The sequence below is a fragment of the Vreelandella arcis genome, from assembly GCF_900103865.1.
GTDB lineage: Bacteria > Pseudomonadota > Gammaproteobacteria > Pseudomonadales > Halomonadaceae > Vreelandella > Vreelandella arcis.
On the sequence record NZ_FNII01000005.1, the window covers coordinates 130,159 to 152,907 of the forward strand.

General features: G+C 56.6%; 20 protein-coding genes. 13 read left to right on the top strand and 7 right to left on the bottom strand.

The annotated features are described in order from the left end of the window. The first annotated feature begins 42 nt into the window (after window positions 1-42). On the top strand, window positions 43-1,491 hold the full coding sequence (locus BLR97_RS07405; RefSeq protein WP_089704279.1) for a TrkH family potassium uptake protein: 1,449 nt from the start codon (window positions 43-45) through the stop codon (window positions 1,489-1,491). 43 nt (window positions 1,492-1,534) lie between these two features. Continuing rightward, the gene (locus BLR97_RS07410; RefSeq protein WP_089704282.1) at window positions 1,535-2,782 is read left to right on the top strand and encodes a TraB/GumN family protein; all 1,248 of its coding nucleotides are present in this window, start codon (window positions 1,535-1,537) and stop codon (window positions 2,780-2,782) included. A gap of 59 nt (window positions 2,783-2,841) precedes the next feature. On the opposite strand, the gene BLR97_RS07415 is transcribed toward BLR97_RS07410, so the two are convergent. Further along, entirely contained in the window at window positions 2,842-3,624 is a 783-nt protein-coding gene (locus BLR97_RS07415; protein ID WP_089704286.1) for a tRNA-uridine aminocarboxypropyltransferase, read from the bottom strand. A gap of 159 nt (window positions 3,625-3,783) precedes the next feature. Here BLR97_RS07415 and bioB point away from each other — a divergent pair, with 159 nt between their 5' ends. From bioB to bioA, 6 genes are read left to right on the top strand one after another with little or no spacing between them, the layout of a single operon-like run. Further along, entirely contained in the window at window positions 3,784-4,845 is a 1,062-nt protein-coding gene (gene bioB / locus BLR97_RS07420) for a biotin synthase BioB (RefSeq protein WP_089704289.1), read from the top strand. Next, complete coding sequence (gene bioF, locus BLR97_RS07425) at window positions 4,832-5,992, top strand: 8-amino-7-oxononanoate synthase (protein WP_089704290.1); 1,161 nt, start codon at window positions 4,832-4,834, stop codon at window positions 5,990-5,992. Before bioB ends, bioF begins: the two co-directional genes overlap by 14 nt. Further along, on the top strand, window positions 5,974-6,696 hold the full coding sequence (locus BLR97_RS07430; RefSeq protein WP_089704294.1) for an alpha/beta fold hydrolase: 723 nt from the start codon (window positions 5,974-5,976) through the stop codon (window positions 6,694-6,696). Before bioF ends, BLR97_RS07430 begins: the two co-directional genes overlap by 19 nt. Next, entirely contained in the window at window positions 6,693-7,496 is an 804-nt protein-coding gene (locus BLR97_RS07435) for a methyltransferase domain-containing protein (protein WP_089704297.1), read from the top strand. The genes BLR97_RS07430 and BLR97_RS07435 overlap by 4 nt, the downstream gene beginning before the upstream one ends. Then, a complete protein-coding gene (gene bioD, locus BLR97_RS07440) occupies window positions 7,493-8,182 on the top strand; it encodes a dethiobiotin synthase (protein WP_089704299.1) in 690 nt (229 codons plus the stop codon). Before BLR97_RS07435 ends, bioD begins: the two co-directional genes overlap by 4 nt. Then, the gene (gene bioA, locus BLR97_RS07445; RefSeq protein WP_089704302.1) at window positions 8,179-9,459 is read left to right on the top strand and encodes an adenosylmethionine--8-amino-7-oxononanoate transaminase; all 1,281 of its coding nucleotides are present in this window, start codon (window positions 8,179-8,181) and stop codon (window positions 9,457-9,459) included. The genes bioD and bioA overlap by 4 nt, the downstream gene beginning before the upstream one ends. Here the strand turns inward: bioA and BLR97_RS07450 are convergent. The 4 genes from BLR97_RS07450 to BLR97_RS07465 all read right to left on the bottom strand — a co-directional run bounded on the left by BLR97_RS07450 (window position 9,456) and on the right by BLR97_RS07465 (window position 15,171). Continuing rightward, complete coding sequence (locus BLR97_RS07450; protein WP_089704305.1) at window positions 9,456-10,169, bottom strand: SIR2 family NAD-dependent protein deacylase; 714 nt, start codon at window positions 10,167-10,169, stop codon at window positions 9,456-9,458. The two genes, bioA and BLR97_RS07450, sit on opposite strands and share 4 nt — an antisense overlap. A 49-nt stretch (window positions 10,170-10,218) precedes the next feature. Continuing rightward, complete coding sequence (aceK, locus tag BLR97_RS07455) at window positions 10,219-11,985, bottom strand: bifunctional isocitrate dehydrogenase kinase/phosphatase (protein WP_089704308.1); 1,767 nt, start codon at window positions 11,983-11,985, stop codon at window positions 10,219-10,221. An 81-nt stretch (window positions 11,986-12,066) separates the two neighbouring features. After that, on the bottom strand, window positions 12,067-12,561 hold the full coding sequence (locus BLR97_RS07460) for a CIA30 family protein (protein WP_089704311.1): 495 nt from the start codon (window positions 12,559-12,561) through the stop codon (window positions 12,067-12,069). 78 nt (window positions 12,562-12,639) lie between these two features. After that, a complete protein-coding gene (locus tag BLR97_RS07465; protein ID WP_244511254.1) occupies window positions 12,640-15,171 on the bottom strand; it encodes a bifunctional diguanylate cyclase/phosphodiesterase in 2,532 nt (843 codons plus the stop codon). A gap of 787 nt (window positions 15,172-15,958) precedes the next feature. Here BLR97_RS07465 and BLR97_RS07470 point away from each other — a divergent pair. The 5 genes from BLR97_RS07470 to zigA all read left to right on the top strand — a co-directional run bounded on the left by BLR97_RS07470 (window position 15,959) and on the right by zigA (window position 20,195). After that, the gene (locus BLR97_RS07470; RefSeq protein WP_170832997.1) at window positions 15,959-16,321 is read left to right on the top strand and encodes a helix-turn-helix domain-containing protein; all 363 of its coding nucleotides are present in this window, start codon (window positions 15,959-15,961) and stop codon (window positions 16,319-16,321) included. A gap of 195 nt (window positions 16,322-16,516) precedes the next feature. Beyond that, window positions 16,517-17,137 carry a class I SAM-dependent methyltransferase gene (locus BLR97_RS07475; RefSeq protein ID WP_089704317.1) on the top strand — a complete coding sequence of 207 codons (621 nt, stop codon included), beginning with the start codon at window positions 16,517-16,519 and terminating at the stop codon, window positions 17,135-17,137. 85 nt (window positions 17,138-17,222) lie between these two features. Then, window positions 17,223-18,593 carry a PepSY-associated TM helix domain-containing protein gene (locus tag BLR97_RS07480; RefSeq protein ID WP_089704320.1) on the top strand — a complete coding sequence of 457 codons (1,371 nt, stop codon included), beginning with the start codon at window positions 17,223-17,225 and terminating at the stop codon, window positions 18,591-18,593. After that, the gene (locus BLR97_RS07485; RefSeq protein WP_089704324.1) at window positions 18,586-18,861 is read left to right on the top strand and encodes a TIGR03643 family protein; all 276 of its coding nucleotides are present in this window, start codon (window positions 18,586-18,588) and stop codon (window positions 18,859-18,861) included. Before BLR97_RS07480 ends, BLR97_RS07485 begins: the two co-directional genes overlap by 8 nt. Window positions 18,862-18,968: 107 nt before the next feature. Next, window positions 18,969-20,195, top strand: coding sequence for a zinc metallochaperone GTPase ZigA (gene zigA, locus BLR97_RS07490; RefSeq protein ID WP_089704328.1), 1,227 nt, complete (start codon window positions 18,969-18,971; stop codon window positions 20,193-20,195). An 8-nt stretch (window positions 20,196-20,203) separates the two neighbouring features. Here zigA and BLR97_RS07495 read toward each other — a convergent pair whose 3' ends face one another. Both BLR97_RS07495 and BLR97_RS07500 read right to left on the bottom strand, forming a co-directional pair. Then, window positions 20,204-20,647: a potassium channel family protein gene (locus BLR97_RS07495; protein ID WP_089704331.1), complete on the bottom strand. Its 444-nt coding sequence runs from the start codon at window positions 20,645-20,647 to the stop codon at window positions 20,204-20,206. A gap of 77 nt (window positions 20,648-20,724) precedes the next feature. Beyond that, complete coding sequence (locus tag BLR97_RS07500) at window positions 20,725-22,725, bottom strand: RecQ family ATP-dependent DNA helicase (RefSeq protein WP_089704334.1); 2,001 nt, start codon at window positions 22,723-22,725, stop codon at window positions 20,725-20,727. Between the last annotated feature and the right edge of the window lie 24 nt (window positions 22,726-22,749).

Below are 22,749 nucleotides of genomic sequence, written 5' to 3' on the forward strand. Positions count from 1 at the left end.
ACCCAGCGCGCGACTTACTCACCAGCGGAGCATACGACAGCCATGAGCCTGCGGATTATTTTGCGCATTCTAGGACTGTTGCTAATACTCTTCAGCCTGACCATGCTCCCCCCCATGCTAATCTCCGCGTGGTTTCGCGACGGCGTGTGGGAAGCCTTTATGGTCGCCATGGCGATTACCGTGGCAACCGGCTTGGTGCTCTATCTACCCAATCGCCAAGCCCAAAAAGAGCTACGCGTGCGCGACGGTTTTATTATCGCAGCGATGTTCTGGACGGTACTTGCCCTATTCGGTTCGCTGCCGTTGATGCTGTTTGGCGACGAGGCGTTAAGCATTACCGATGCGGTGTTCGAGTCCTTCTCGGGGCTGACCACCACCGGGGCGACGGTGATGACCGGCATCGACTTTCTGCCCGAATCCATCCTCTACTACCGCCAGCAACTGCAATGGTTAGGCGGCATGGGGATTGTGGTGCTGGCCGTGGCGATCCTGCCCACCCTAGGGGTCGGCGGCATGGCGCTGTATCGCACCGAAATTCCGGGTCCATTGAAAGACTCCAAACTGACGCCGCGCATTACCGAAACCGCCAAAGCGCTGTGGTACATCTATGCCACCCTAACGGTGGCTTGTATGCTGGCCTACATGGCCGCCGGCATGAGTTGGTTCGATGCATTGGGTCACAGCTTTTCTACCGTGGCCATTGGTGGCTTTTCCACCTACGACGCCAGCATCGGCTATTTCGATAGCGCTACCATCGAGCTGATATGCGTGGGTTTTATGCTTATGTCGGCGTTCAGTTTCAGCCTCCACTTTGTCGCCTGGCGGGAGAAAAGCCTAACCCACTACTTTAATGATCCCGAAGCCCGCTTTTTGATGCTGTTTTTGCTCGGTCTCGCCGTGATCACCGTGTTATCGCTATGGCTCACCGATACCTACGACACACTTCGCGGACTGCGTCATGGCGTTTTTCAGGTGGTCTCGGTGGCGACTACCGCCGGATTTAGCGTGGCCGATTTTTCCATGTGGCCCGGCGCCCTGCCCTTTCTACTTTTTGTCGCCGCGTTCGTTGGTGGTTGCTCCGGCTCAACCGGCGGGGGGATGAAAGTCATCCGGATTATTTTGATCATTAAACAGGGCATGCGCGAGGTCATGCGCTTGATTCACCCCAACGCGGTCATTGCCGTCAAGGTGGGCAAAGTCAGCGTGCCGGACGGCATCGCCCAGGCGGTATGGGGCTTTTTCTCGGTGTATGTGTTGCTGTTTTTTTTAATGCTGGTCGGCGTGATGGCCACAGGCGTTGACCAAGTCACCGCCTGGTCGACGGTGGGGTCTGCGTTGAACAACCTGGGCCCGGCGCTCGGCGAAGCCAGTAGCCACTACGGTGATATGCCCGGCGTGGCCAAGTGGATTTTAGTCTTTGCCATGCTGCTGGGCCGTTTGGAAATTTTCACAGTGCTGGTGCTGTTTACGCCCGCCTTTTGGCGGCGCTAACCCCGCAGCGCTGACTATATACTCGTTGAGTTGAGACATTGTCATGACCCAGGAAGATGCCACATCGGCAGTACCCGATACTGACGCGCTACCCACCACAAGCGGCCCGGTCAGCGTCATTACGGTAGGCGATACCCGCTACACGCTACTCGGCACCGCCCACGTCTCGGTGGAAAGCGCCGATGACGTGCGCCAACTAATCAACAGCGGCCGCTTCGACGCAGTGGCCATTGAGCTGTGCGATGCGCGCCACCACAGCATGAACAACCCCGACGCCATGGGCGAGCAAGACCTCTTCCAAGTGTTTAAACAGGGCAAGGCCGGCATGGTCGCCGCCAGCCTCGCACTAGGGGCCTTTCAACAGCGTATTGCCGAGCAATCGGGCATTCAGCCCGGCGCTGAAATGCGGGCAGCAGTGGAAACGTGCCAGGCAAAAAAGCTGCCGTTATTGTTGGTCGACCGCGACGTGGGCATCACCCTCAAGCGTATTTACCGCAACGTCCCCTGGTGGCAACGCTTTTCATTGTTTTCCGGGCTACTGGGTAGCGTGCTCTCGCGCCAAACCGTCTCGAAAGAAGATATCGAGAAGCTTAAAGAAGGCGATATGCTGGAAGCTACATTCAGCGAATTTGCCGCCCAGTCAGAAGCGCTGTACACCCCGCTTATCCGCGAACGCGACCGCTACATGGCACTGCGCCTTGCCGAGGACGCCCCACCGGGACGTTATCAAAATGTGTTAGTGGTATTGGGTGCAGGCCACCTTAAAGGCACCGGCGAACACCTGGAAACACCGCTGCCCGACAGACCCAGCGATGAGATTGCCACGCTGGAAGCTACCCCGCCGCCCTCTAAATTGTGGAAACTGGCTCCTTGGCTGATTACCGCCCTGGTACTGATCGGCTTTGCCATTGGCTTCTCGCGCAATACCGAGCTTGGTTGGCAGCTGGTTACCGAGTGGTTTTTAATCAATGGCATTTTGTCCGCTGGGGCGACCATTGCGGCCCTGGCACATCCAGTCACGGTGATTGCCACTTTCTTTGCTGCCCCACTAACGTCGCTTAACCCCACCATTGGCGCAGGCTTCGTGGCCGCTGGGGTTGAGCTTTATATGCGCAAACCCAAGGTGCGCGACTTTGCCACCCTGCGCCACGACGTGGTGCACTTAAAAGGCTGGTGGAAAAATCGCGTTTCGCGCACGCTGCTGGTGTTTATTCTCGCCACCCTTGGCTCAGCGGTGGGCACCTGGGTCGCGGGCTTCAGAATCGCCGGCGCGCTATTTGGAAGTGCATGACCACACCACAACGCTCTCCCTGGCAGGCCGATGCTGCGCAGGCTACCTAGCTCGCAGCGCTAGAAATGGTAGTTAGCTTGACGCTCGAGCAGCCGCTGCATGGCTGGCGTGGGCGACTCAATTTTGTGATAAGCACGGCTGGCGGCGTAGCTGTCGTTGAACACATCAAAATAATCATCCAAGACGTCGGCGGCCGTCGCGTCGCCCCCCTGGCGCAACAGTTCAGCGGCCACTTCTACGGTGCATAAATGCGAACTTGAGGCAGCCTTGCGCAGCCGATAGCGGGACTCCCGCTCGGTGCGCAGCGGCAACACCGGCAGGGCATCAAGGTAAGGGCTTTTACGGAAAATTCGCCGCGCCTGTCGCCAGGTGCCATCCAGCAATATATACACCGGAATTTTACCGCTGCGCTTTGCGTCGCTAACCGCGTCTACCGAGACGACACGATCGGCATAATCGGGCTGATCGTCGGGAAACACCACAAAGGGCGCATAGCGCGGGTCTTTCAGCAGCGCGATCAAGCGTTCATCCGGCGCGGTGCGGTGCCAGGTAAACACCTGGGTTTGGGGCAGCACATCGCCAATCAAGCGCCCGGTATTGGTGGGTTTATAGTGCTCAATCCGGTGCGTTAACAGCCACACCTGGGCGTGGCTTTCGGCCTTAACCTGATAGGGGCATAGGCAATTTAACTCAGGCAAGTTGCAGCCTTCGCAACGCGTCACAAAGCTGCCCCGCGCCTTGAACTCGCGCCGAGGTGGGCGCGGATGGCCCGTCGCCGGGTCACGATCCACGCTTGCAGTATCGGCATTGGCATTATTCGAACCAGACTCTGAGACAGACATCCGCACTCCAGCGGCTAACAAGGGGTGCGGAGTATAAAACAAGGACGCCGCCAAAGACGAACCCTCCGGCATCGTAAACCTTAAAATTGACCTAAGTTGACACCTAAAGTGCTTCGCCGCTAAAGTCTCGTCAACTTTCAAAATCATTAAGGTTTACCCGTGACCACCGCCACCCAACGCCACGACTGGACGCTTGACGAAATTAACGCGCTTTTTGCGCTGCCGTTCAATGATCTGCTGTTTCAAGCCCAGCAGGTTCACCGCGCCCACTTCGACGCTAACGCAGTGCAGGTTTCTACTTTACTGTCGATTAAAACCGGCGCCTGCCCGGAAGACTGCAAATACTGCCCCCAATCCGGCCACTACAATACCCAACTAGAAAAAGAGAAGCTGCTGGAAATTGAAAAAGTCGTCGAGCAAGCCAAGGCGGCAAAAGAGGCGGGCGCAAGCCGTTTTTGTATGGGTGCCGCGTGGCGCAGCCCCCGGGATAAAGACCTGGTGTTGGTGGAAGAGATGGTTCGCCAGGTCAAAGCCTTAGGGCTTGAAACCTGTATGACCCTGGGCATGGTTGATGGCGACCAGGCCAGCCGCCTGGCGTCCGCAGGGCTCGATTACTACAACCATAACCTGGATACCTCCCCCGATTACTACGGTGAAATCATCACCACCCGCACCTTCAGCGACCGGCTGGATACCTTGGCTACCGTTCGCGAAGCGGGCATGAAGGTGTGCTCCGGCGGTATTCTGGGTATGGGCGAAGACCCCAAGGATCGCAGCGCGCTCTTGCAGCAATTGGCCAAACTCTCCCCGCATCCCGAATCCGTCCCGATCAATATGCTGGTCAAGGTGCCCGGCACGCCGTTGGAGAACGTTGAGGATCTGGATCCTATCGAGTTTATCCGCGCCATTGCGGTGGCCCGTATTATGATGCCTCAAAGCCACGTGCGGCTTTCCGCGGGTCGTGAGCAAATGAACGAATCGACCCAGGCGTTAGCGTTTTTGGCTGGGGCCAACTCGATTTTCTATGGCGATAAACTGCTAACAACCGGCAACCCCCAGGCCGATCGCGACCGTGCCCTGTTTGCCAAGCTGGGCCTACACCCTGAAAAGATCGAGACCTGCGAAAGCGATGATGCTGAAGCGGCTCGCCTCGCCCAACAGGCGCAGCAGCAGGTAAATGCCGAGCGCGTCGCCGAGCTAGCGGTGGATGCCAGTGTCTGAAGCGTGGCAACAACGCTTAACCGATGCCCGTACTGATCGCCAACAGGCACATCGTTGGCGAACTCGGCAGGTAGTCAAAAGCAACACCCTCGACTTTGCCGGTAACGACTATCTGGGGCTTGCCCAAGACCCTCGCGTCTGCGAAGCCCAAGCAGAAGGCGCGCGCCGTTACGGTGCGGGTGCAGGCGCTTCGCATTTAGTCAGCGGCCACCTGGAAGTTCATGACGCACTGGAAGACGCCCTGGCACAGTGGACGGGGCGCGAACGTGCGCTGTTGTTTTCCACCGGCTATATGGCGAATCTCGGCGTGCTGCAATCGCTGGCTGACCGCCATACGGCTATCTTTCAAGACCGCCTAAACCACGCATCGTTAATCGATGGCGCGACGCTAAGCGGTGCTCGCTTACGGCGCTATCATCACCGTAACAGCAATGATCTCGCCCGCCTGCTGGAGCGCAGTGAGCGCCAGCACAAGCTAGTGGTCAGCGACGGGGTGTTTAGCATGGATGGCGATGTCGCCGAGATCGCCACGCTTGCTCACGTCAGCCAGCGGCACAACGCCTGGCTGATGATTGACGATGCCCATGGCGTCGGCGTGCTGGGCGAGAACGGCAGCGGCTGTGCTGGCGGCGTCACTAGCCAGGACGTGCCGATTCTGGTGGGCACCCTGGGCAAAGCGTTGGGCACGGCGGGCGCCTTTGTGGCCGGGGATGCCGAGTTAATCGATCATTTGATTCAGTTTTCACGCAGCTATGTGTACACCACCGCCCAGCCCCCGGCGATTGCCGCCGCCACCCTTAAAGCGCTAGAGATCGTTCAGGGAGAGCCGGAACACCGCGCCCAGCTAAACGCCAACATCGCCTACTTTCGCCGTGCGGCGCTGCCCTTGGGACTACCGCTTAGCGATTCGGCTACCCCCATTCAGCCGCTGCTACTCGACAGCGAGACCCGCGTCATGACCTGGGCTGCCAGGCTCGCCCAGCAAAGTATTTACGTCGGCGCCATTCGCCCGCCCACGGTGCCCAACGGTGAGGCACGCCTGCGCATTACGCTTAGCGCCAAACATAGCCACAGCGACATCGACCGCTTGCTGGAAGGGCTGAACAGTTGTCAGCGCGAGGAGGCCGCATGCCACGTCACCGCTTAATACTGCTTTCTGGTTGGGGCGTGGATAGGCGCATCTGGCAACCGCTCGATGACTTTTGGCCCGAGCATATAGAAGCGCAGTCAGTTGACTGGCCGGGCTATGGCAATACACCAGCATTGCCCGAAAACGCTACCCTCGAACAGCTTGCCAGCGCCATGGCCGATCAACTTCCCGAGGATGCCGTATGGGTAGGCTGGTCGCTGGGTGGACTATTGGCCACCGCGCTACTCGATCAGCTTCCAGCACCGCGCGGTCTTTTGCTGATTGGCACAGGCGAGCGGTTTTGTAGCGATGATGGTGTTAGCAAGCATGAACTTGCCAGCTTCCGCCGGGCTTTTACCCGGGAGCCAGATATCACCTGGCAGCATTTTTTACGCTGGCAGGCCCAGGGTGAGCCCACCCCACGCCACGCCCACCGGCAATTGCGCGCGCTCCTCGGCGACCACGCCAGCGCCGATCACACTACGCTATCCCAAGGCCTTGACTGGCTTGCCAATGTGGATAATACCCAGCGTTTGCAACAGGCGCCTTGCCCGGTGATTCGCCTGATCGGAGAGCACGACCCCCTGATTGGCGCCAGCAAGCATGCTCGGGCGGTGCCGCTTGCCCACAGCGGCCATTGCCCCATGCTCTCGCAACCGGCACGGCTGGCCACCGTCTTGGCTGAGCAAGCATCAGCGTTCGCCGCTAAGGAGCTAGTGTGAGTACCACCACAGCGACCCCAGCGCTGCGCTGCCCAGTGACGTCTAGCTGGCAGGCAAACGTTGCCCGCGCTTTCTCCCGGGCAGCCCCGCAATACGATGCCTTGGCTAGCGCCCAGCGCCATATCGGCACAACCCTCTGGAACCACTTACCTGACACCGCGGGGCTGAACATTTTGGACTTGGGCTGCGGCACTGGCTATTGGACTCAGCGGCTGGCGAAACGCTACCCCAGCGCTCGACTTTCCGGCCTGGATCTAGCCCCCGGGATGCTGGAGGAGGCGCGCCAGCGCTATGGTGACACTATCCACTGGCAGCAAGGCGATGCCGCCGCGCTGCCGTTTAGTGGGCAACGTTTTGATCTGGTGTTTTCCAACCTGGCGATCCAATGGTGCCCCGACATCGACGCGGTGATGGGTGAAATACAGCGCGTGCTTAGCGATACCGGTCAAGCGTATATCACCACGCTGCTGCCCGGCACGCTTAGCGAAGTCGCCGATGCCTGGCAGCGCCCGGAGGCACTGCTCACCACGCCCAGTGCCGCCGAGCTGAAGCGCGCCGTTGTCAACAGCGGGCTTACGTTGGCACGTCAGTCTGCCCAGTGGCGCACGTTTTACTACCCCGACCTAAAAGCGGTGATGGCCTCTATCAAAGGTGTGGGCGCTCAAGTGGCACGCCCCGGCGCTCGAATTACCCGCGCCGAGGTGGCGGGCGCCCGCGAGCGCTTTGAAACCCTTCGCGAAGCACAAGGCCTGCCCGTCAGCTACCGCTGCTTTACCCTGCAGCTGGAAAAATCGGCATGAGCGTCTATTTCGTCACCGGCACCGATACCGATGCAGGCAAAACCCTGGCCACCAGTGCGTTGCTGTACGCCGCCAAACGCCAGCAGCTCAGCACGCTGGGCTTAAAGCCCATCGCCTCGGGCAGCCAGGCGACGTCTGACGGGCTGCGCAATAGCGATGCCCTGGCCCTGCAAGCACAAAGCGTTCCGCCGGTCGCCTACACCACGGTTAATTCGATCACCTTTGAGCCCGCTATTGCGCCCCATTTAGCCGCGATAGAGGCAGGCCGGCCGCTGAATATCAGCGTTATCACGGGTATTTTACGCGAAACGCTTAACCACACCCCGCGTGATCTAACGCTGATTGAAGGGGCAGGCGGTTGGCGCGTACCGCTCAACGAACGTGAGGATTTTTGCGACATTCCCAACGTCCTGCGCCTGCCGGTCATCCTGGTCGTCGGGCTTAAACTGGGCTGTCTTAATCATGCACAACTCACCGCGGAAGCTATTATCGCCGACGGCCTGACGCTGGCGGGCTGGGTGGGTAGCGTGGTTGATCCCGCCTTTGAAGCTGACTCTGCCCGCTTTGAGGCCAACATTGCGCATCTAAACGCCAAACTCGCAGCCCCCTGTTTGGGCGTAATCCCCCATCTTAATGCCCCCAGCGCTGCTGCTGCCCACCCCTATCTTTCTCTGGAGCCGTTATGAACACGCCGGTTTGGCACCCCTATGCGAACTTAAAAACCCAAACGCCCGCACCCAAAGTGGTGGGCGGTGACGGCGCTCATTTTGTGCTTGAGAGCGGCGAGCGTTTGCTGGATGCCACCTGCTCCTGGTGGTGCATGATTCACGGTTACAGCCATCCGCGCTTGGTAGCGGCCATTCGCGAGCAGGCAGGTGAGCTTTGCCATGTGATGCTCGGCGGCCTAACCCACAACCCCGCCGATCAATTAGCCCATGAGCTGGTGCGAATCACTCCGGACGGGCTGAATCATGTGTTCTACTCCGACAGCGGTTCGGTGGGCATGGAAGTGGCCATGAAAATGGCCCTGCAATATCAAGTGCTCACCGGCCACCCCGGCAAGCAAAAAATGCTTTCGCTGATGAAGGCCTACCACGGTGATACCACCGGCTGCATGGCAGTCTGCGACCCGGAAGAAGGCATGCATGGCCTGTTCGCAAGCCTGCTGCCCCAGCACCATTTCGCCTCGGCGCCCACGGCCCCTTTTGATGCCACGCCGCCACAGGTAGACCACGATCTCAGTGCTCTGCGTGACGTACTTGAGCACCATCATGACGAGATCGCAGCGCTACTCATGGAGCCGCTGCTACAAGCGGCGGGCGGGCTCAATATGACCTCGCCGGACTATTTGCGCGGCGCGCGGGCGTTGTGTGATGAGTTTGGTGTGCTGCTGATTTTTGACGAAGTGGCCACCGGCTTTGGCCGCACGGGAAAACTGTTTGCCGCCGACCATGCGGATGTAACGCCGGATATCATGGTGCTCTCTAAAGGTTTGACCGGCGGTTATTTGGGCCACGCCGCCACCCTGGCCACGGATCGCGTCCACGACGCCTTTATCGGCGATAGCGAACACCATGCTTTTATGCACGGCCCTACGTTTATGGGGAACCCGCTGGCCTGTCGCGTGGCACTGGAAAGTTTGCGTGTGTTTGAGGAAGAGGATTATCTGGGCAAAATCGCCGCGCTCAGCCGAATTCTTAGCCGCGAGCTGCTCGACGATGGTGCCCTTAATGCCCACCCCGCCGTGGCTGATGTGCGCGTACTGGGTGCCACCGCCGTGATTGAAGCACACTCCGCCGAGGCGCTGAAAGGCGTGGGCAGCTTTGCCCGCGAGCGGGGCGTGTGGCTAAGGCCCATCGGTCGCTGGCTGTATACCATGCCCGCCTACATCACCTCTGAAAGTGAAATGGCCCAAATTACCGACGTAATGAAGGCGTGGTTTCTTGATGGATCAGCGTCTTAAGGCAATATCAAATTGCCTTGTTTACGCCACTGATTGACCAGCGCGGGAACGCCCTCACCAGCGTTGGTGTTAACCGCCAACACGCCCGGTGGGGTTAGCGAATCGGCGTCGGGGTCAACCAAGGCACACGGGGTATCCAGCTCAATGTAGGAAAGCAGCGAGGCGGCAGGCATTACCGCCAGCGACGTGCCCACCACTAGAAAAAAATCCGCTTGGCTCGCAATGTCACAGGCATCTTCAAACAGCGGTACTGACTCGCCGAACCACACCACGTCCGGGCGCAGTTGGCTGCCCTTGTCGCATACATCACCAAGGGTAATCCCCCCTTTGGGCAGCGGGTAGCGAAGGCGCGCGTCTACCGATGAGCGCGCTTTTAGAATCTCGCCGTGAAGGTGTAGCACATGGCGGGAGCCTGCCCGCTCATGCAGGTCATCAATATTTTGGGTAATCACGCTGACCTTAAACCCGTCCTGTTCAAGGGCTGCCAAGGCTTTATGGGCCGCGTTGGGTTTGGCTTTGCGGATTTGATCGCGGCGCTGATTATAAAAATGCAACACCCGCTCAGGATCGCGTCGCCATCCTTCCGGCGTAGCCACCTCCTCCACCGGATATTCTTCCCACAGGCCGTCACTGGCACGAAAGGTTTTGATGCCGCTCTCTACGCTGATACCCGAGCCGGTAAATACCACCAAGTGTGGGGATGCTGTCATCGTGGCCTCGTCATTGTCTTCAGCAGTGTCAGCCGCTTACTGTATCAGCCTAATATACCAGTTGCCCCACGGTTCCTGCGAAACGCTGCTTATTGCGATAGGGGTAAACGTCGATCACCCGCCCGTCAATAATCGCCCGCTGCAACTCCTGCCAATAGCTGGCATCGAATAGCTCCGGGTGTTGCTCCATAAACAGCCGACGAAGCTCTGGGTTGGCAAACATAAAGGGGCCAAATTCTTCGGGAAAAATATCGTTAGGGCCGATAGACAACGTCTCGGCTCCCCCTGACTGGAAGTCATTGCTATAGGATTTGGGAATATGCCGAAAACGGCATTCGGTGAGGTAGCAGACTTCATCATAGTCGTAAAAAATCACCCGGCCGTGGCGGGTGACGCCAAAGTTTTTCAGGAGCATATCGCCGGGGAAAATATTCGCCGCCGCCATCTGCTTAATGGCGTTGCCGTAGTCTTTTAGCACCATCGCCTGCTCAGCGGCACTGCATTCTTCCAGGTAGATATTCAGCGGGGTCATCATGCGCTCAGTGTAACAGTGCTTGATAATCACCTTGTCGTCTTTCAGCGAGACGATGGAAGGTGCAACCGCTAGTAAATGTTCAAGGCACTCTGGGTCGAAGTGATCCTGACGTACGGTAAAATTAGAAAACTCCTGGGTATCCGCCATACGCCCTACCCGATCGTGGCGTTTCACTAGGCGGTACTTTTCGCGCACCACGGCGTGGGTAACGTCTTTGGCTGGGTCGAATTTATCTTTAATGATTTTAAACACGGTGCGAAAGCTGGGCAGTACAAACACCGCCATCACCATGCCGCGCACGCCTGGGGCGATAATAAATTGATCTTCGCGCTTGGCCACCTGGCGGTTCAACGCCCGGAAAAACTCGGTTTTGCCGTGCTTAAAAAAACCGATAGCAGCGTAAAGCTCCCCTTCCGGCTTGTGCGGCATTAGTTGCTGGAGGTAATCGACAAACTCTCTGGGCACCGCCACCTCGACCTGAAAATAGGCGCGGGTGAAGGAGAAGATAATCGATACCTCGTCGGTTTCCGTGAGCACCGTATCCAGATGCAAGCGGGGATCGCCCCCTTGCTCCTCACCATAACCTTCACCGTGCAATACCGGTAAAACCAGCGGCACCTGCTCGCCACCCCCCGAGATACGGCCCACTAGATAGGCCCCTTTGTTGCGGTAGAACACACTTTTCAAAAGCTCTATTTGAGCATCATCTGCCTGCATAATCGCCGGGGGAAGCTGTGCCTCAAGCAGCTCGGCCCCTAGCTTAGTATCGCGTTCAAGGTCGACAAACCGGTTTTCAAACGGCGCCTCTACCAACGCCCAGGCTAAGGCGCCGGGCCAATCGCCATTGACCTTTTCCCGACGGCACAGCTCAATCCCCGAGCGGTGCGCGGCATCCTCTCGGGAGCTATACACAAACATCCACTCGTTACGGATATGGCGGTGCTGAAAAATCGAGCAAAATAGCGAGTTGAAAAACGTTTCTGCCAGCTCGTAGTCGAGCCGCTGGCTAATCAATTCCGCATAATGGGTTCGCGCTTCGCCCCAGGTTTCGCAGTGGGCCAACACCTCATGGCTGAAGGTGCGCTGCAAACGCCCCATGGTGTCGTTGACTTTTTCTTCATAGAGGTTGATGCGCGACGCCGAGGCCTGCTGGGCGTCACGCCACGCCGCGTCACGAAAACGCCGGCTGGCATCAGCGGTGATCTGTTTAAAGCGCGCACGGTACTCGTCAAAGCCGTGCAATACGGTGGCCGCTAAGCGATACGCGGGAGAAAGTTTCACGGGCTAACCTCCTGTCGATTTTGCCTAGCGTTACCCAACGGCAAACTACATGCGAGGCGACCTTGGTGGGTAACCCACCTATTAGCGTAATGCGTCCATACGAGTCAGCTGCAAACAAAAGGATCCCGCGGTACGGTCGGCGATTAAAAAGCCTACCTGGGTTAGATCTGAAGGATGGAGCGGTGGCGCGTCCGTTAATACCGTCCCGCGACGCACGGCTTCAAAAGTGTCCCAAGGGAAATGCAGTGTTTCCCAAGCATTCTGAGACGGCGTAAATTTCACTCGATAAGCAGAGGCATCACCAAGTGATGTACTTTTCAGCCGCAGTTGATAGGTACGCCCATCCCCTCTCACGGTTAGCGCTAAGCCCAGGGCATTCGCCAAGGTGGGTTCAAAGCCGTTAGGCTTACGGCGCACCGAGGCAAAGCCGCCGCCATTTTCCAACGACACCTCACCGTGAAAACAGCCTTCTCCATCGACAACACTGAATTGGCTCTGGGATTCGCCGCCCATTACGCCATCGTCTACGGAATACCAGCGCTGTTGTTCGTCTACCTCATTGAAGGTTAGCGTCATCAAAAATCCTCGCACTTGTTCATAAATAGGCAAAAGCTCTTGGCGGTGGGTCGCGTTCACTGATGCTGTGAGTATTGATCACGTTAGCCAACGCTCGGCAAAATGGTCAGCAACTAACGGTCGGTCAAAATAGTAGCCCTGGGCCTGGTTGCACCCCATTGAGAGTAACGCCTCTGCCTGGTCGGCGTGTTCGATACCTTCTGCAATCGTTTCAAGCCCCAAGGTGGTGGCCATGGCAATAATCGTCGCGACAATCACACGGTCATTGTCGCTGGTGAGCATGTCGCGAACGAACGAAATATCAATCTTGATTTTATCGGCAGCAAAGCGCTTTAAATAGGCCAACGAGGAATAGCCGGTGCCGAAATCATCGATGGCTAAGCCAAGCCCGTGCCCCTTAAGCGTTTCGGTCATGGCAATGGCTTTTTCGGGATGAACCATAATGCCACTTTCGGTGATTTCCAGGCTAAGCATTGACGCCTCAACCTGATACTGATGACAGAAGGCCAACAGCGACGTCGCCAGATCGTCGTCCTCAAACTGATCCGCCGCAATGTTGATCGCCAACTGGCCCGGGAGCCGCATTCCCTGTTGTTGCCACTCTGCCAGCTGTCGACAAGCTTCTTCTATCACCCAATTGCCCAGCGCCACCATCATGCCGCGCTCTTCGGCGATGGGAATAAACTTGCTGGGTGAGACGCAGCCTAACTCCTCATCGTGCCAGCGGCATAGCGCTTCGGCACCAATCAATTGACCCGTGCGAAGGTCAACCTGGGGTTGATAGTGCAACCGTAACTGATGCTCGGCAATCGCCACCGCTAGCCGCTTGGCAATATGCAGCTTTTCTGAGACTAACTGGCCCATCCAGGACTCAAAGTGGAGTACCGACAGCTTCTGACGCTTGGCCTGATACATAGCAATATCGGCATATTTGAGCAATGCCTGGGGCGAGGTCGCATGGTGCGGATACAGCGTCACACCCATACTGACGGATAGCTCAAAAGACTGCTGACCAATGTCGACCGGTTTATCAATGCTCTCGCATAGTCGCTGCGCCGTCGCTAAGGCGATGTCGGCATCCGCCCCATGACAGACCACCACAAATTCGTCTCCCCCCAGGCGCGCCAGGTAGTCACCCGGTGCTATAACAGAAGCGAACCGCTCGGCGACCACTTTTAAGACCACATCGCCGGTATCATGACCTGCCGTATCATTAATCTCTTTGAAGTGGTTAAGGTCGAGCAGCAAGAGGGCCAAGGGTGACGAGATGGGAGCCGATAGTTGACTCGCCAAATGGCGCATAAAATCGATACGGTTCGGCAACTGAGTGCCTACATCCCGGTAGGCTAACTGACGTATTTTCGCTTCATCTGTTTGGCGCTCAAGTTCAGAGGCCGCCCGCGCCGCAAATATCTGCAACACGCTACGCACCATCTCCACCTCGACCAATGGCGCTTCAAACATCACCCCGATAATCCCCATGGGCTTACCACGGCTGTCATTCAACCGGCGCCCGACATAACCACTCACCCAGTCCAACGCCCCACAGCTTTCGCCAGGCAACATAATGGCGGCGCCGTCTGTCACGATGCACTCCTGTTCAACAAGCACTTTTTTACACGGCACACCAGGAAGGTAGTACGCAAAATTATCTTCGCGCTGCCCATTAATGTAGAGGGTTACCGTATGGGCAAAATCCTGATCATGCTTATCCAACAGTGAGATAAATCCTACACCGGCGGATAGCGCCTCGGCCATATGGGCGGTTAGCTGATGTAAAAAAGCCCCTCCCTGCTCAGCAGACATGGCCTTTGCCACCCGCGCTACCGCCTGCTGAATACGCTGCTCGGTTTGCTGGCGACGCCGACTTTCGATACCCAGCGAGACCTCATTCGCCAGGTCTTGCAACAAAGGCAGCTCATCATGGCCCAGCTTGCCGCGCTGCTGCTGGTAAAGCGTCAACACCCCATAATGTTTTTCAGCGCAGTGCAACGGCAACGCTATGATCTGTTCCACGCCAAGCGCCATAAGCGCTTGGCGTACCCCCGAGGGCATGCTCTCGTCATCAAGACATTCAATACAAACGGGACGTTGACGGTATAACGCACGCTCGGTGAACTCAGCGCTATAGCGTGCAATAAACAGCTGAGTAGGACTCAACCAAGAGGCTACGTCGCCATCGGCATCCGCCATGGCCATTACCTGTAATGAATCAGTTGATTCAGCGTCAGGCGCCCGCTGACTGATCCAAGCGGCAGTATAGCCACCCACACCAACCGCCAAACAGCACGCCGCCTCCATCAGTTGCTGCTCACTCCCGGTGTGCATTAATAAATCATGACTTCGACTCATTAGCCGAAGCGCACGGTTCTTACTTCGCAATCTTGTTTGTACATTTGCCTGTGTGACTTGGCGGGCTAGCTCAGTACCACTCAGGGTGGCCGTGATACGCAGGACTTCTTCGGTGTATGAAGGCGGCACCAGTGGAGAGGAATGCATAATCGCAAGCACGCCCAGGCAAGTGCCATCGGGTCCTTTGATGGCAACGCCCCAATATCCTTCAATCGATAACGCGCCAAGCCGAGTATCATTGGGAAAGCGATCACCCACGCCGGATAAACTACACCAGCGAGACAGCGTAACAACTTGTTCACAAGGCGTGTTTGTTATCGCATAAGGTTCTAAATTGCTAAGCGCCCCATGCGTCCAGAAGGCCAAAGGCGTCGCTACGCCAGGGCGGCGATCTAAGCGCGCCAAAAGGGCATGATCAACGCGCCAAAAGGGCATGATCAACGCGCAGGATTTCCGATAGCGCTTTGACAAGGTGACAAAAAAAACCGTTTTCACTGGCCGAGGTCAAGCTATCAGCCAACTGCCTAAAAACCACTGGTGCCCTAGTAGAAGACATGATATCAACGCCTTTGGATTTCGTCAGGTAAGCCACGTCTGCTAGCCAAAGGTCTCGGCCGGAGCCGAAGAAAGCCGCTGTGTGATCATCCCTGAACCATACGCTAGTAATTGAGTAAACAACTGCATGTTTTATATCTTTAAAAACTCGACTCGCCACTTCCCACGGCAGAGCCCACACCCACTTTGGGTCTATGCCTGTCTTAAACCCGCCACCCTCAAACGGCTATTTATTATTCATCGCCGATTATTTAAATAACAACATCTAGTTCAACCTTACTAACTACTCCCGCTCCTAAAGATCCAACATTATTATTATTTAAATGACCAAAAAAATTAAATTAACAACTTTCCCAGTTGTTCGACGCGCTTTGCCACAAAAAACTATCTATCATGTTGAATATCAACCTTTAAGGTTGATATTCAACCTAAATAGTCCTTCCTGTCAATAGGTCGATCCTCAACCATTCAGGTCTATATGGAGGACACTGTGAATAAAATTGAACAGAAACGGCTAGCTAGCAACATCGGAAGAGCTATTGCCAAGCAGCGGATTCGCAGTCGACTGACCCAGGAAGAAGTGGCTGAACGCCTTGGCATTGGCAATGAAGCTGTCTCAAGAATTGAGCGCGGGAGGGTTATCCCCAATATAGTGAGACTTCTGCAAATGGCAGAAATATTTAACTGTGAAGCCTCAGTGCTATTAGGGCAAGCCAGCGTCCATCTAGACGATCAGTCCAGCCGGGTAAGGCATCTTCTTGCGCCACTTGAGACGAGTGATCGTCAATTATTAATCGATATTATTGAGAATCTATCCAACCGCTTTAATAAAAATAATACGGATAACTATTAAACTAAAAAACTAACTTCCGCAGATTTAAAATCACTCAGCACAGCACTAACAGTTAAGCCTTAAAAACTGTTGTCCTGTTTAAACCCCATCCCCAAACGGTGCCTAGCCTGCCCACCCAAAGGTTGTGCTTATTGGTGGCACCTGCTCATTCATGGTATAGGTGATCTATCGACGCTGCGTGTCACAGGAGCTTTTATGCTCAACACCACCGCTTGGAACCGCATCCGCTACACCGCTTATGCCCCGATATACGATGCCATTGTGAATCGCGCTTTTCGCAGGCCTCGGCAGGTGGCGCTGGGTCAAGTGGACTGGGAACCCGGCATGCGGGTGCTGCTGGTCGGCGCAGGTACCGGTCTAGACCTCCCTTTTATTCCCCGTGAGCTAGAAATTCACCTAACCGACTTGACCCCCGCCATGGTCAAACGTGCTGCTGAACGTGCCAGTCGATACCAACGCGATGTGACATGCCAAGTTATGGATGCCGAAGCACTTGCCTACCCGGAGGCACATTTTGATGTGGTGGTCATGCACCTGTTGCTGGCTGTCATACCCAACCCCCAGCAGGGGCTGGCCGAAGCTTATCGCGTACTCAACCCCGGCGGCCAACTATGTGTGATGGATAAGTTTCAACCTGATGACCAACCTGCCGGTGCGGCACGCCGGGGATTGAATGCCTTCACCTCGCTGCTCGCCACCGATATCACCCGTCAAGCGCAGCCCTTACTCAATCAAGCAGGCTTCACCATCCGCCACGACGAACCGGTACTCATGAACGGGTTATTTCGCGCTTTGATAGCAGCTAAGCCCGACTAAGCCATTCTCTTTGACGCCATCCAACCTGGCGAAGGCTATTCGGCTCGCTTAAAATAACCAGCTGTTTTTATCGCTCAGGTCTTCCATGTCTCGCCCTACCTCGTTCAGCCAACCGCTAATACAATTGGTCAGTCGCCTGCACTTTTATATTGGCCTTTTTGTCGGCCCGTTCATTCTTGTTGCGGCGTTATCCGGCATCGCTTATGTGCTTAGCCCGTCACTTGAAAACTGGGTGTATCAAGACGCGCTAGAGGGCACCGAGCAGGGCGAGCTTCAGCCGTTAAGCGCCCAGATCGCGGCGGCCCAGACGTATCTGGCCAACACGACTCCACCTGATGCAGTGCGTCCAGCTCCTGAATCAGGCGACACCACACGGATCATGTTCAGTGATTCTTCGCTGGGCCCCTCACAACATAAGGCGGTGTTTATCGACCCCGTTACGCTCAATGTCACCGGTGAAGCTAACGTCTACGGGACAAGCGGCGTGTTGCCACTGCGCACCCAGGTCGACCTGTTTCACCGCCAGTTGCTACTGGGTGACATTGGGCGGCTTTACAGTGAACTAGCTGCCTCGTGGCTATGGGTGATGGCTCTGGGAGGCGTGGCGTTATGGTTTACGCGACGCCAAGCCTTGCGCCAACGCCAGGGACCACGGCGGCTTGCCCGGCGCCACGCCGTGCTGGGCAGCGTGCTCGCGTTAGGTCTATTGTTATTTTCCGCGACGGGGCTTACCTGGTCGCAATGGGCAGGCGGTAACATCGCCGAGCTACGTCACGCCTGGGGGTGGAGCACGCCTAGCGTGTCTACCCAAATCAACGCATCCCAAAGCGAGCCTCTCGATGAACATGCCCAGCACCGTTCGTCAGCCCACCGTTCAAGCACACCAACCATCGCACTTTCCGATTTCGATCGCGCACTGACTAGCGCCCGCCTTGCAGGACTGGAAGCTGACCGCATACAACTTACGCCGCCTCGTTCGCCAGAGCAGGCATGGCGGGTCGCCGAAATAGATCGCCGCTGGCCGACCCAGGTAGACCAAGTAGCGCTGCATCCACAAAGTATGTCGGTCATCGACCAAACCGATTTCACACGTTTCCCGCTGGCCGCTAAGCTCACCCGTTGGGGGATCGATCTACACATGGGTGTTCTGTTTGGATTAACCAATCAGTTGGTGCTGGCGGCCATTGCCGCTGGTGTGGTCGTGCTGATTGCCTGGGGCTACTTAATGGCATGGCGACGCCTTCGCGTGGCAAGCGGTCAACGCTTCCCATCGGTGACCGAGCCTTGGGTATCGCTAACACCAACAATGAAAATGATCACCCTCGGCGTGACCTTACTAATTGGCGCGGCCCTTCCCGTATTAGGGGCAAGCCTGGCACTGTTTATCGTGATTGACGTGTTGCGCTGGTATAGTAAACAGCGTGTTACCCCCAATAGAGAGGTGCCCAATGCCTAAAGCGGCCGTGAAACGCTTTCGTCGTTTACCCGATGATGAGCAATCGCGCATTATTGAGATGGCTTGGGAAGACCGCACACCGTTTGAAGCAATCGAAAATCTATTTGGTTTGGCCGAACCTGATGTCATTGAAGTAATGCGCCACCAGCTTAAACCCACCTCGTTTCGCCTATGGCGCAAGCGCGTCACCGGTCGCGCAACTAAACATACTGCCTTGCGCTCGCCGGATGTTCTAAGGGGCTACTGCCCGACGCAATATAAGCGCTGATTTACTAACACCACAGCCTCAATGTCATTTTCTAAATGGGCCTTCCGAACCACTGATAAAATGTTATATTATCACATAACATAAACCTAATCAGAGGTGTACTCGCAATGTCTGCATTTTCCCCTTTGCCCGTGACCGTGCTCTCGGGTTTTTTAGGTGCTGGAAAAACCACCGTTCTCAATCATATTTTAGCCAACCGCGAGGGTCGCCGGGTGGCGGTGATCGTCAACGATATGAGCGAGGTGAATATCGACGGTGCGCTGGTGCGCGGCGGCCCAGGCGAGTCCACACTGGATAGCGATGTGGCGCTGAACCGTTCTGAAGAACGCCTGGTGGAGATGAGCAACGGCTGCATCTGTTGCACGCTGCGCGAAGACCTGTTGGAAGAAGTCAGCCAACTAGCCCAGGAAGGCAGGTTCGATTACCTGGTGATTGAGTCCACCGGGGTTTCTGAACCGCTGCCCGTGGCGGAAACCTTCACCTTTGAAGATGGCAGCGGTCAGAGCCTTTCCCATGTCGCCCGCCTAGATACGCTAGTGACCGTGGTGGATGGCGCCAACTTTCTTGCCCAGTACCGCGAAGCACAAAGCCTCGCCGAAGCCGGTGAAAGCCTGGGCGAAGACGACGAGCGCAATGTCGCGGATCTTTTAGTCGATCAAATCGAGTTTTGCGATGTGCTGCTGATCAGCAAAACTGATCTGATCGACGTAAAAGAGCTGGAGGCGCTGAAGGCTATCCTGCACTCGCTGAACCCCGACGCAGAGTTGGTGCCGATCACCCAAGGCGGCGTGCCGCTGGACAAGGTACTGGATACCGGCAACTTCAGCTTTGAACGCGCTCAATTGGCACCGGGCTGGCTGAAAGAAATGCGTGGGGAGCACGTGCCGGAAACCGAAGAGTATGGCATCGGCAGCTTCGCCTACCATGCCCGTCGCCCCTTTCACCCGCAGAAATTCCACGATTTGCTCAATGCCGAATGGTTTGGAGAAGGGCTGCTGCGCTCGAAAGGTTTTTTCTGGCTCGCTACTCGCCCGCGCTATGCAGGCCAATGGAGCCAGGCGGGCGGCATCGCCCATCACGGCCCGGCAGGCGTATTCTGGAAAGCCATTCCTGAAGCGAACTGGCCCGATGATCCCGAGTCGCGCCAGTTTATAATTGAAAAGTGGCAGGAACCATTCGGCGATATGCGCCAGGAGTTGGTATTTATCGGCCAGAATCTGGATCAAGCCCGAATGCGCGAAGCGTTGGATGCCTGCCTACTAAGCGAAGGCGAACTGCTGGAAGGTATGGAGGCGTGGAAAAAGCTGCCTGATCCGTTTCCTGCCTGGGATTAGCCCCCCAGCTATTCATCTCCCACGGCCCAATGCTGCTGCATTTGCAAGAAGGTGATTGACGCCGACCAGGTGATCAGCATAAACCCGATCAAGCCTTCGGCGCTTAGCAGCAACCGCATACCACCCTCAGGCGTCAGGTCGCCAAAGCCGAGGGTGGTATAGCTGATTGCGGACATATAGACATAATCCCACAGCGACACAGCTTCACTGCCCGAAATCTGTCCCGTGTCGGGCAAGGCTTGCAGGCCAATTAACGCCACGGAAAAAAGGCCAATTTCTGCAAGATGAGCCCCAAACAGTGCCATAAACAAGACTAAAAAGCGCCCTCTTAAGGCAAGCTGCCAGTACTCCAGTTTGCGGCTAATGCGTATTGCCACTTCATAATGCACCAACACGCTGGCTACGACAGCGGCGACCGTCACCAGTAACGCCGCTACAATTCCGCTTAACATCGCTGCTCCTTGAATGTACGTCCTTGTGAGAGCTTAAGCGTAGCCAACAATTCGCCTTTAGTATCGGTGCGCGCGTTTCAACTTGCCAAGTGCTCAGCTACCCACGCGCGCACCTCGGGGTAGGCACGTTGCTCAAAAACCGCGAAGCCGTTAAGGCCGCGGGCTTTGAGCGGGGTAAACACCGGCATGGTTAAGCCGCACAGAAAATGCGCCAGCCGCTGGGCATTAGGTGGCTGGCCAAGCTGTGCGGAGTGGTGCTCTACAAAGGGCCTGGCATATTGTTGAAAGTCCGCATCGCTTAATGGGGGCTGTGGAGGTGCATCAGGTAATTTTACCGGGTGGCCGTAACACACCGAGCAGTGCCCGCAGCGGCCCTGCTCGGCATCGGATGGTGTATCAAACGAGCTATCACCAAAGTGCTCGGCTAAACGCCGGGTGAGACAGCTTTCCGACTCAAACAGCGCCAGCATAGAATGCAGCCGCTCGATCTCGGCGCGCTCTCGGGTGAGGCAGTCGTCATACAGCTGGCTCGCCAGCGCCTCAATGGCAAAATCGGGCTGGCGCACCTCATAAACATCGGTCATCCGTTTGCCTTCCAGGGTCAACCAGCCTTTTTCCTGAAAGTACTCAAGGGCGGTTATGACGCGAGCACGAGAGGCATCAACCTGCTGCGCCTGGCCCGCCTGGTGCAGGCGGTCAAAATCCACCGTGCCCCAGGTGCGGGCGATAGGAATATTATCGATCAATAGACGCACAAAGGCCGCCCGCTCGCCCTCGAAGCGACTCACCAAGGCATCCGGTTCAATATCGTAGCGCAGCCGATACTCGGCCAGAAACGCAAAGCGCGGCGCAATCACGCCGTGCATTTCCAGCCGCACTAATAGTGTTTTCAATGGCAGCGAGCGGATATTGGTGTCGCGGGAAAGCGTAAAAAGCAACACTTCCCACTGGCGATCCGGCGCTTGGCCTGCCGCCGCGATTTCTTCCAGCAGGCGATAGATGCCAACGTATTCAGGGGTATCGCCGTAAACGAAGTTTTCCAGCACCCGCAGACCATCCCGCCCGGCCAGGGTCAGGCAGGTGGAAGGCAGGCCGTCGCGCCCTGCCCGGCCAATTTCCTGACTGTAGTTCTCGATGGACTTGGGCAGGTCATAATGCACCACGTTACGGATATCGCCCTTATCGATGCCCATGCCAAAGGCGATGGTGGCCACGATGCAGGGCGACTCGCCGCTCATAAACTGGTTCTGAATCTCGTCACGGCGGGATGAGTCCAACCCCGCATGGTACGCCTGAGCTGCGATGCCCTGGGCCGCCAAGGCTTTCGCCACCTGCTCGGCGGTTTGCTGCAGGGTGACGTAAATAATCGTCGGCGCCTCAAAGCCCGGCTGCATCTGCGGTTTAAGCCAGTTGATAAGCTGCTGCTGGCGATCCTCCATGGCGGGTGACACCAGCAGCTCAAGATTGGGGCGGTAAAAGCCGGTGGTGATCACGTTTTCCGGCGCGATGGCAAACTTCTCGCCCATATCATCGATGACAGCAGGGGTCGCCGTGGCAGTGAGCAGCAGCACTTGGGGGATGGCAAAGTCGCGCTGGTAGTCCGGCAGCTTCAAATAATCGGGGCGGAAGTTATGCCCCCACTCAGAAAGGCAGTGGGCTTCGTCGACCACTAGCAGCGAAATATTGACCTGGCGTAGAAAATGGCGAAAGCGCTCGTTCTTGAGCCGTTCCACCGACACCATCAGAATTTTTAGTTCGCCGCTTTTGGCGCGCTCCATCACATCACGGGTAGTCTTGCGGTCTTGAGTGGAATCAATGCTCGCCGCTGCCACGCCGTGACGAGCCAGAAAAGCCAGCTGATCCTGCATTAGCGCCAGCAGTGGCGACACCACCAGGGTTAAATACGGCAAATGCAGCGCGGGAAGTTGATAGCACAATGACTTTCCCGCGCCGGTAGCGAAAATCGCCGCTGTGGAGTGCCCCTCCAACACTCTGGACACCACCGCCTGCTGGCCGCCGCGAAAGTCATCAAAACCAAAGACGGCTCTTAGCGTTTGCTGGGGTGATGTGGGGGGCATGAGCGTTCCTTGTTAACGAAATAC